The 9446-nt window shown below is 62.4% G+C and carries 10 protein-coding genes; 7 read left to right on the forward strand and 3 right to left on the reverse strand.

All coding sequences use genetic code 11. The features are described 5' to 3' along the window. The 5 genes from VMR03_RS02150 to VMR03_RS02170 form a co-directional block, all read left to right on the forward strand. A partial coding sequence (locus VMR03_RS02150) for a WS/DGAT domain-containing protein (protein ID WP_325401820.1) occupies positions 1 to 314 on the forward strand: 314 nt, incomplete at its 5' end. Between the two features lie 67 nt (positions 315 to 381). Beyond that, entirely contained in the window at positions 382 to 1590 is a 1209-nt protein-coding gene (locus tag VMR03_RS02155; RefSeq protein ID WP_325401822.1) for an acyltransferase, read from the forward strand. A 125-nt stretch (positions 1591 to 1715) separates the two neighbouring features. Then, the gene (locus tag VMR03_RS02160) at positions 1716 to 3455 is read left to right on the forward strand and encodes an N-acyl-D-amino-acid deacylase family protein (RefSeq protein ID WP_325401824.1); all 1740 of its coding nucleotides are present in this window, start codon (positions 1716 to 1718) and stop codon (positions 3453 to 3455) included. A 152-nt stretch (positions 3456 to 3607) separates the two neighbouring features. Next, positions 3608 to 5038: a tetratricopeptide repeat protein gene (locus VMR03_RS02165; protein ID WP_325401826.1), complete on the forward strand. Its 1431-nt coding sequence runs from the start codon at positions 3608 to 3610 to the stop codon at positions 5036 to 5038. Between the two features lie 193 nt (positions 5039 to 5231). After that, positions 5232 to 6038: a phytanoyl-CoA dioxygenase family protein gene (locus tag VMR03_RS02170; RefSeq protein WP_325401828.1), complete on the forward strand. Its 807-nt coding sequence runs from the start codon at positions 5232 to 5234 to the stop codon at positions 6036 to 6038. On the opposite strand, the gene VMR03_RS02175 is transcribed toward VMR03_RS02170, so the two are convergent. Continuing rightward, positions 6035 to 6781 carry an HAD family hydrolase gene (locus tag VMR03_RS02175; protein WP_325401830.1) on the reverse strand — a complete coding sequence of 249 codons (747 nt, stop codon included), beginning with the start codon at positions 6779 to 6781 and terminating at the stop codon, positions 6035 to 6037. The two genes, VMR03_RS02170 and VMR03_RS02175, sit on opposite strands and share 4 nt — an antisense overlap. Positions 6782 to 6858: 77 nt before the next feature. Here VMR03_RS02175 and VMR03_RS02180 point away from each other — a divergent pair, with 77 nt between their 5' ends. Further along, the gene (locus VMR03_RS02180; protein ID WP_325401832.1) at positions 6859 to 7128 is read left to right on the forward strand and encodes a hypothetical protein; all 270 of its coding nucleotides are present in this window, start codon (positions 6859 to 6861) and stop codon (positions 7126 to 7128) included. Positions 7129 to 7131: 3 nt separating this feature from the next. Here VMR03_RS02180 and VMR03_RS02185 read toward each other — a convergent pair whose 3' ends face one another. Next, positions 7132 to 7713: a nitroreductase gene (locus VMR03_RS02185; RefSeq protein WP_325401834.1), complete on the reverse strand. Its 582-nt coding sequence runs from the start codon at positions 7711 to 7713 to the stop codon at positions 7132 to 7134. Between the two features lie 195 nt (positions 7714 to 7908). Between VMR03_RS02185 and VMR03_RS02190 the strand changes: the two genes are divergently transcribed. Beyond that, the gene (locus tag VMR03_RS02190) at positions 7909 to 8631 is read left to right on the forward strand and encodes a hypothetical protein (protein WP_325401836.1); all 723 of its coding nucleotides are present in this window, start codon (positions 7909 to 7911) and stop codon (positions 8629 to 8631) included. Positions 8632 to 8635: 4 nt separating this feature from the next. On the opposite strand, the gene VMR03_RS02195 is transcribed toward VMR03_RS02190, so the two are convergent. After that, positions 8636 to 9446, reverse strand: an 811-nt coding sequence (locus tag VMR03_RS02195) for a hypothetical protein (RefSeq protein WP_325401838.1), incomplete at its 5' end; no start/stop codon positions are given.

A 9446-nucleotide genomic window follows, 5' to 3' on the forward strand; every position in this document is an offset into this window, starting at 1 on the left:
AAGCGCTCAACATCACCGTCACGAGCTATGCGGACGAACTCGATTTCGGCCTTCTCGCCGCGCGCGAGGCGATGCCCGACCTCAACAAGCTCGCCGACTATATCGGCATGGCTTGCGACGAGATCGAGCTTGCCGACGAAACGTCGCTCGCCGTCGCCGCCGAGATCGCGCGCCAGCGTCTGGCCGAACGACAGGCGGCAAAGCAGACCGCATCGGCTCCGGCCCGCAAGCCTCGCAAACAGGCTGCGCCGAATAGTGCGAAGAGCCATGCGCAGGGTCAGACGATACCGGCGCGCAGGGCCGTGCCAGAGTAATTATATCCGCCGGCTCCCGAGGTCCCTGTACCCCGGAAGGAGGCGTTGTTCGGGGTGGGGAGTTTCGATGTCAATATCGCCGCCGGCGGCAAGGTCCGCCGAAAATCGCGAAAGCGGTCTGGACGCGCTGCGCGGCCTGGCAGCGCTGAGTGTCGTCGTCTTGCATCTTGTCGTCTTGTGTCTGGGAACGAGCTATCCGGAGTATTCCTGGTGGGACAGGCTTATTCCCGTCCTGGACAGAACGCCCATATCTCTCATCTGGGCGGGCCATCAGGCGGTTCTGCTTTTCTTCATCCTGTCGGGCTTTGCGCTCTACCGGATGCTGGAGACCTGCGACATGTCTTATTCTCACTATGTCGTTCGACGCGTGTTTCGTCTCTGGCCGCCCTATGTCGCGGCTCTGGCTTTCGCAGGGGGCTCGATCGCCCTTCTGGGCTCGCGGCATTTCGATCAACTCAGCGGCTGGATGAACATGTTCCTAGGGAAATCCGTGACCTGCGAGGATGTTCTTCTCCATCTTACGATGGTCGCAGATTTCGATGTGACCAAACTCAATCCCGTCATCTGGTCTCTTATTCACGAAATGAGGATGTCGCTTGTTTTTCCTCCGATCTACCTGCTCTTGCGAAGGTTCGGCGGGAGCGTTGTCCTGACGGCGAGTTTCATCGTTGCAGCTGGGGTCGTCGCCCATGCGCATTGGATGGCGATGCCGATTGGGGCGACGGCCGTGCGGAATACATTCGTCCTTCAGTTTTGTTTCGTCGGCGGCGCGGTCATTGCACAATCTCGAAATTCGATCGTCGATCTTTACGGGCGTATCCCCCAGGGGACGCGCTGGTTACTGGCACTCGGCGCTCTCGTCCTCTACTCCGATTGCCTGCCCGTCATCGGCAGGACTGATATTCTCGATCTTTTCCGGGTGGACATCGCGCGGGAGTTCGGGGTACTCGGCGTCGTTGCCGGCGCGACCTGGATCGTCATTTCCGCGATTTCGTCGCCGGCCCTGAAGGCAGTCCTCTCCGTCCGTCCGCTGCTCGAACTCGGCCGACTGTCCTACAGCCTCTATCTCTTCCATTACGTCATCCTGCTCGGGACGCTGAACGCCGTGGGCGCATCCTCACTGCTCCGCGTCGTGCTGGTGGCTCTGCCGCTGAGCTTCCTTGTCGCCTTTCTCGCCAACAGGCTGATCGAGGAGCCATCCAACCTGCTGGGTCGAAAACTCGTTTCGTGGCAACGGAGCCGCTCGAAACCGGCCGCCGAGGCGACAATTTCATGAGGATTAGCGCCGACGCGCCAGGAAGAAGTTGGGACTAAAATAGACCGAGGTCTATTTTTCTGGTCTTAGCCCTCCGCGATGTCTATAGTGCCTCTCAACAGCAATCGCTCTGGGAGGAGCTCAGGATGCACGATCTCATCATTCGCGGCGGCAAGGTGGTCGATGGAACGGGCGCTGCAGCGCGGATCGCGGACGTCGCGGTCGATAACGGCCTTATCACGCAGGTCGGAGAGGTAACTGGTTCCGCGCGGCGGGAGATCGACGCCAAAGGCCTTCTCGTCACCCCCGGCTTTGTCGACATCCACACCCATTACGACGGTCAGGTCACCTGGGACGCCTATCTATCGCCGTCCTGCTGGCACGGCGTTACCACTGTCGTCATGGGAAATTGCGGCGTCGGTTTCGCGCCGGCGCGCCCCGACCGTCACGACTGGCTCATCACGCTGATGGAAGGCGTCGAGGACATTCCAGGCTCGGCGCTCGCCGAAGGCATCAAGTGGGATTGGGAAACCTTTCCCGAATATCTGGACAGTCTCGACCGCCAGAGCCGTGTTCTCGACGTCGCAACGCAGGTCCCTCACGGGTCCGTACGCGCCTATGTGATGGGCGAGCGTGGCGCGCGCAACGAGCCGGCGACGCCGGAAGATGTAGCCGAGATGGCGCGCATCGTCCGCGAAGGTGTCGAGGCCGGCGCGCTCGGCTTCTCGACCTCGCGCACCATGCTCCACATTTCCAAGGACGGTGAGCCCGTGCCGGGCACTTTCGCCAACGAGGGCGAACTGCTGGGTATCGGACGCGCGCTCGGCGAGGCAGGACACGGGGTCTTCGAGATGGCGTCCGACATGACGCCTGCCGAAGAGGAATTCCAGTGGATGAAGGCGCTTTCCGCCGAAACCGGCCTTCCCGTCACCTATGCGCTTTTGCAATCGCCGGTCGATGCCGACAAGTGGCGCACCATGCTGGCGCTCACCGATGAGGCGCGCCGGCAGGGAGCCAACGTCACAGCGCAGATCGCCTGCCGACCGACCGGCATGGTGCTCGGCTGGCAGAGCACGATCCATCCCTTCGTCAGCCGCGGCACCTACGCGCAGATCGCACATCTTCCCTTCGCCCAGCGCCTCGTCGAATTGAAGAAACCGGAAGTCCGCGCGCAGATCCTCGCCGACAAGCCCAAGGACATGGGCGTGCTAGGGATGATCATGACGCAGGGCTTCGACCGCATGTTCCGGCTCGAAAATGACGGCGCGCTCGACTACGAACCGACGCCGGAGATGAGCGTCGCCGCGCTTGCCGCCCGCGAGGGCCGCGATCCGGCCGAGATCGTCTACGACATGCTGATGGAAAAGGACGGCCGCGGTTACATCTATCTACCACTCCTCAACTACGCCCTTTTCAACTTCGACCACATCCACGAGATGATGCAGCATCCGGCGACGATCCTCAGCCTGTCGGATGGCGGCGCGCATTGCGGCGTCATTTGCGATGCGAGCTTCCCGACCTACATGCTGACGCATTGGGTGCGCGACCGGGCGCGCGGACCTCGCCTGCCGCTCGAGCAGGTGGTGCGCATGCAGACGCATGACACCGCGCGCCTCTATGGCCTCAACGATCGCGGCGTGATTGCGCGCGGCATGAAGGCCGACATCAATGTGATCGACCTCGACCGCTTGCGCATTCTCGCGCCGGAAATGGTCTTCGATCTTCCCGCCGAAGGCCGCCGCATGATCCAGCGCTCGGAAGGTTACCGTGCCACCATCGTCGGCGGCGTGATTACCTTCGAGAACGGAGAGGCGACGGGCGCGATGCCCGGCAAGCTCGTCCGCGGCGTTCAGCAAGCACCGGCGGCAATGGCCGCCGCCGAGTAACCGCGAAAAGCGTCATTCCCATGGGCGTCATGCGCGGACTCGATGCTGCGCATGACAACCTGGCCCTGACCGCCGCATATTGACGTCCGGCCCTCCCCCGTGCAGCTTGTGGCCCAAACCCAGGCATCGAAGCGCCAAGCACGGAAGTAAATGTGAGCGACCAGACGCAATTGCCGGTCAATGTTCTCGAACGGCGTAAAGAGATTCTCGGTCTTATCCAGTCTGGCAAGAAGGGTCAGGCCGAAACCTTGGCCCGCGCGCTCATGACGGAACGGCCGGACGACGCCGAGACGATGTCGATGCTCGCCGCCGTGCTGCTCGAACGCGGCGGCTTCGACGAGGCCGAGCCGATGGTCCGCCGCGCGCTGGAGCTTGCGCCGCATTCGCCAATCCCATGGATCAATCTCGGCCGCGTTTTGCAGCACAAGGCACTCTGGGCGGAAGCTGAAGAGCACTACGCGCGCGCCGCCGCCGCCTTTCCCGGACAGGCCGTTTTCCATCTGACCTTCGGCCAGATCGCACAGCGTGCCGGGCGCTTCGCCGACGCCGAACAAGCCTTTCGCCGCGCCTCCGAGCTCGAACCCGGAAACGCGGCGACGCTCACTTTGCTCGGCATGGTCGTGCTACGACTCGGCCGCGCCGACGAAGCCGCCGATATTTTTCGCCGCGCCATCGCGATCGCGCCAAAGCATGCGGCGGCCTACGGCAATCTCGGCAATGCGGAACAGAAGCGCGGCGATCTCGCCGCCGCCGAAGCCGCCTATGAGCAGGCGAGCACACTGAACCCGCAGGACGGCGTCAGTTATGTGAGCCTCGGCCTCGTGAAGCTCCGGCGCGGCGATCCGCGCGAGGCTGCCGAAATCTTCGATCGCGCGCTCGCGAAATTCGGACCGGAACGCCGTGCCGCCGCATGGTTCCCCTATGCACGCGCGCAGGAGCTCGGTCAGATGCCGGCCGGCTTCCGCGCCGAGATGGCACGAACCATTGCCCGCAAGACGCTGACGCCGCCGCCGGGCTTCTCGTCGCTCGCCGACTTCAATGCAGCGTTGGCCGATGCGCTGCGCAACGATCCGACCGTGACATGGGAACCCGCCGGCAAGGCGACGCGCATGGGCGGTCAAACGGCGTTGCTGCTCGACGATCCGCGTGAACCTTTCCTGACCTTCGAAACCATGCTCCGTGCGGTCATCGACGCACATTTCGACTCGATCAAACGCGAAAAACATCATCCCTTCTTCGGCCAGGTACCGGAGACCTACAGACTCGACATGTGGGGAACGCTGCTGTCCGAAGGAGGTCATCAGCACGCACATATCCACGCCGGCGGCTGGATGAGCGGCGTCTATTATGTCGCGCTGCCGCCTACGATGGGCACGGGCGAAGCGCACGACGGCTGGATCGAATTCGGCAATCCGCCGCCGGATTTCGCGGCAGAGTTCGAGCCTCAGACGTTGACCTATGAGCCGCGCGAGGGCGACGCGCTTTTCTTCCCATCCTATCTTTTTCATCGCACGCTCCCCTTCGCCGGGGATATGCAGCGCATCAGCCTCGCCTTCGATGTGAAGCCGATTACCTGGCGCTGAGGCCGTCAGTTCGTACGTGAGCGAGGCTTCGAGTCCCATTTTGATCCTCATCGGTCGTAGATAACCGATGCCGATTCCCAAATTCGGGCTGGTTCTTTTCCGCATGGTGAAACATGATTGAGATGGCTCGGTCCGCCACGCCGATGGTGGCGCCAGCTTCTTAGTCATGATCGCTCCGGGGAGGGAGGCGCCCATGAACCAGGATACCCAAAAGCACCTGTCGGCCATTGAGGAACAGGGCTACACGATTGTCGAGAACGCGATCGAACCGGACCTCGTCGTCGCACTGAACGCCGCATTGCTCCGCCTCGAGCGTGAACGCGGGATCGAACCCGCGCGCAACGGCTTCGAGGGCCACCACACTATCCGCATCTACAATCTTCTCGCTCTCGGAAATGTATTCGAACGCATTCCGGTGCATCCGGTGGTTCTGCCCATCGTCGAAGGCGTACTCGATGACGGTTGCCTCGTCTCGTCACTTTCCTCGATCTCTATCGATCCGGGCGAGAAGGCACAGCCCATCCATGCCGACGATCAGGTGATGCCGGTCGCCAAACCGCATGTGCCGTTCGTCTGCAATTCAATGTGGGCGCTCACCGACTTCACGGAGGAAAATGGCGCCACGCGCGTCATTCCCGGATCGCACAAACGCGATACTTCGCCGGTATACGGCCAGGAATATGACAGCATTCCGGCTGAGATGCCGAAAGGTTCGGTGCTCATCTGGCATGGCAGCCTCTGGCATGGCGGCGGCGCGAACAGATCCGGTGCCCGACGCGTCGGCATCGCGATGAATTATTGCGCGGGCTATATTCGCCAGCAGGAAAACCAGCAGCTCGGCATGCCGCTCGATCTCGTCCGCCGTTTCGAACCGCGGTTGCAGGAGCTATGCGGCTTCGGCACTTATCGCAGCCTGATCGGCCATATCGACAAGAAAACGCCGGCACAGCGGCTTCTCGGCGAAGCGCGCAATTTCAAGTCGATCTGGGACCTCGGCTAGCGGAAGTCGTCAAGCAACGAGGGCAAATCGGCGATGCTCTCTATAACGGCATCTGCATACGGTGCGAGATCGGCGCGCGCGCTGGCACCTGTGAGGACGCCGACCAAAAGCCCCGCTCCCGCCGCACGGCCCATGTCGAGGTCATGCCTGTTGTCGCCGACGACGGCGATGGCTTGCGGCGGCAATCCGACGGCCTCGCAGAAGGCATGGACCATACCCGGCCCCGGCTTGGCACCATGGCCGCTGTCGTAGCCGCAATAAAAGGCGAGAAGTTCCCCGAAGCCGAAACGTTCGACCGTACGCGCAGCCGATGCGACACTGTCGTTCGTTGCGATACCGAGCATGAAACCGCGCGCTGCGAGTCCGGAAAGGAATGACGGCAGATCGATCACCGGGTGCGAGCGGAGCGAGGCTTCCCGCGTGAAGAGATCGTCCAGCAGTTCAACCAGCGTTGCTTGCTCCTGTGTCGCGCCCGCTTCACGCCAGACCCTGGCGAGTTCCACCGTCTCGCCGCCGGCAAAAATACTGCCGGCACGGATGCGACGACTGGCAGCGTCATATCCGGCAGCTTCAATGAGACCCGGCACGAGCGCCTTGTCCTGCTGCGCGACGAGATTCGCCGCCTCATGGAGAATTGGCCCCCAAGTCTCGTGATAATGGAACAGCGTACCGTCCTTGTCGAAAAGCACGGCCTTGATACGCCTCGGGCTCAAATTCACGTCCTCGTCGCCGTCACTGCCCATAAAGCTTCACATTTCCGCTTTCTTGTCGGTACAGGCTATAGTCACACACATGCGGCGATCCGTAGCGGGAGATTTCGATGCGCGCCTTCAAGATCACTTTCGCCCTGCTGCTCGTTCTGGCGAGCATAGCGATTACCGGCCTCACCTATATCCAGAGCCATGGCGCCGGTATTTCGACCGGCATTCTGCTGGTGCTGGTAATCGTCGCCTACGCTTACGATCATCGCCATCACCTGTTCGGCATGGATACGCCGGAGGCGCGGCGCCGTTCCGCGGTTCAGACGGTCGCCCTGCGGCAGGGTCGCCTCACGGCGATGCGCCAGGATGGCGACATCCCGGCGCATTGAAAATCAGCCGGCCTTCCATTCGGTGCAGATGTCGGCGAGCGCCGGACGTTCGCGTTCGTCCTTCGGCATGCTCGGACTGCCGAAATAGATGAACCCCGCAACGCGCTCGTTCTCGCCAAGGCCAAGCGCCTCGGCGACTTTCGCGCTATAGGCATACCATTCCGTGAGCCATGCGCCGACGAAGCCGAGAGCCGTCGCCGCCACCAGCATGTTCTGACAGGCCGCGCCGGCGGAGAGAACCTGCTCCCATTCCGGGGCTTTCTTGCTTGGCACGATGCGCGAAACGACCGCGACGACGAGCGGCGCCTGAAGCAACCGGCCTTCCTCGATCTTCAGCCTGCTCTCATCGGCGCGAGGTTCCTCCACCTTGTAGATGTCGCGCAGCACCTTGCCGAAAGCGGCCCGCGTATCGCCCTTGAACAAGATGAAACGCCAGGGCGCGAGCTTGCCGTGATCCGGCACACGGGCGCCGGCACGCAGGATGAGTTCGAGATCGGCGTCGTCCGGCCCGGGTTCGACCATCGTGAAGGGTTTGACGGAACGGCGGCTCAGCAGCAGGTCGATGGTTTCCTGGGAACGGGACAAGGTATTTCCTTCCGGCGGGGATGAGACCGGAAACGTAAGCACCGGGCTTTACAGACGCAAGGCCACCACGCAACATCATAATCGGGCACATAGAGGGGGCTTCCCGTGAAACCTTCACGGTTGGTCGGGGTGTTCTGCGCAGTATGGGCAGGCGGACCGTGGGCAAGTGTGCCCGCGCAAGCCGGGGCTTGGCCGATGCCCCAGGATCACATCCTCGTCATCGTGCCCCTCAGCACGACCCGGGCGAACGAGGCCTATGATACGTCCGGCAAGACCCAACCGCACAATGCCTATCGCAAGGTCGAGCTCGCGCCCTATGTCGAATATGGCTGGACGAAGAGCCTCACGCTCGTCTCGTCGCTGGCATTCACGCATGACGAGACGAACTATTTCGGCACCAAGTTCGTCCAGCACGCCATCTCACGCATAGAAACCGGCGCCCGGCTCGATCTCGGCGAATGGCGCGACGTACGCTATGCGGTGCAGGCGCTCGCCGTGTATCACGGCTCGACGACGGGCGACGACGCCTTCAGTTCGCATCGCGGCGATATCGACGGCGAGCTTGGAGTCTACACCGGACAGAACTTCTCGCTTCTCGGCGTGAAGGGCTTCTCAGACACCTACAGCGCCTATCGGCTTCGCCCGGCGGGACCCGACGAGATCAAGCTCAATGTGACGATGGGTTTCAGGCCGTTCGACCGGACGATGCTGCTCGTCAAGAACGAGAGCTTCGCGTCGATCGGCCATGTGCAGAGCGCCGAAGGCGCGCAGAGCGTGGCCGCGACCAAGCTCGGCCTTTCCATCGTGCAGGAAATCGAGGCGCCGGTTTCCGTGGAACTCGGCTACATGCAGACGGTCGCCGGCAACAACATCATACGGGACCGAACGCTGACCCTCGCGCTCTGGTACCGATTCTGACGGATCAGGGTTTCGATGCCGACGCCAGCGGCGCCGCAGAGGCCGATTGCTCGCTCTCCGCCTTATCAAGCATCGCCAGCACGTCGATATCTGGCGGCATGTCCACGCCGCTTCCCTGCACACGTGCCTGAAGCTGATCGAGCGCAAAGCCCATTTTCACATCGTAGGTGCGCTCGGTCTGGTTACGAAGTCGCTGCTCGGCCGCATACCATGCCTGCTTGATGTCTCCATCGGGACAGGTCGCAAGCTCCTCTCCGCGCGCGCCCCAGCGTCGTTCGGGACAGTGATAGGGATCGAAGGAAAAGTCGAAAAGACGTTCGCGCGCTTCCTCGAAACTCATGCGCCGCTCGCTCTGGTCGCTTGCCGTCCAGACGACGCTGCAGGCCGTCGCTTCCTCGCGATAGGCGGCGGCGAGATCGCGGGCGAGATTGGCGCCGCCATAGGCGATATTGCGGCTGCCGGCGCGGTGCATCTCGAGAAATTTCGCCATCTGGTCCTTCAACTCCTGAAAGGACACCTTGAGGCGGGCGTCGCGCGAGGGCGTCGAGTAAGTCTCCCAGTCGCCCGATGTGCCGTAGATATTGTCCGGCAATCGCGAAGGCTGCGACTGGTTGTTGAGCCCCGCCTTCATGGCGACGTCGATCGCCATGCCGCGGTAGTGAAGATCGTCGCACAGCCCGCGCATCATGCTGCGCGTTTCGGCGACGGGATCGTAGATAATGTCGTGACCGGCCACGGCGCGGCGGACATAGTCGTAATAATCCAGCGTCTCGCCCTTGTAGACGAAGAGTCCGGACTGCCAGCTATCGCCCCGC

It is taken from the genome of Parvibaculum sp. (assembly GCF_035511255.1).
In the GTDB taxonomy this organism is placed as follows: Bacteria; Pseudomonadota; Alphaproteobacteria; order Parvibaculales; family Parvibaculaceae; genus Parvibaculum.

What these genes read in the sequence shown, in the direction of transcription:
- VMR03_RS02155 (WP_325401822.1), top strand. Translation starts at nt 382, where the DNA reads ATGTCAATATCGCCGCCGGCGGCAAGGTCCGCCGAAAATCGCGAAAGC.
- VMR03_RS02160 (WP_325401824.1), top strand. Translation starts at nt 1,716, where the DNA reads ATGCACGATCTCATCATTCGCGGCGGCAAGGTGGTCGATGGAACGGGC.
- VMR03_RS02170 (WP_325401828.1), top strand. Translation starts at nt 5,232, where the DNA reads ATGAACCAGGATACCCAAAAGCACCTGTCGGCCATTGAGGAACAGGGC.
- VMR03_RS02175 (WP_325401830.1), bottom strand. Translation starts at nt 6,781, where the DNA reads ATGGGCAGTGACGGCGACGAGGACGTGAATTTGAGCCCGAGGCGTATC.
- VMR03_RS02180 (WP_325401832.1), top strand. Translation starts at nt 6,859, where the DNA reads ATGCGCGCCTTCAAGATCACTTTCGCCCTGCTGCTCGTTCTGGCGAGC.
- VMR03_RS02190 (WP_325401836.1), top strand. Translation starts at nt 7,909, where the DNA reads ATGCCCCAGGATCACATCCTCGTCATCGTGCCCCTCAGCACGACCCGG.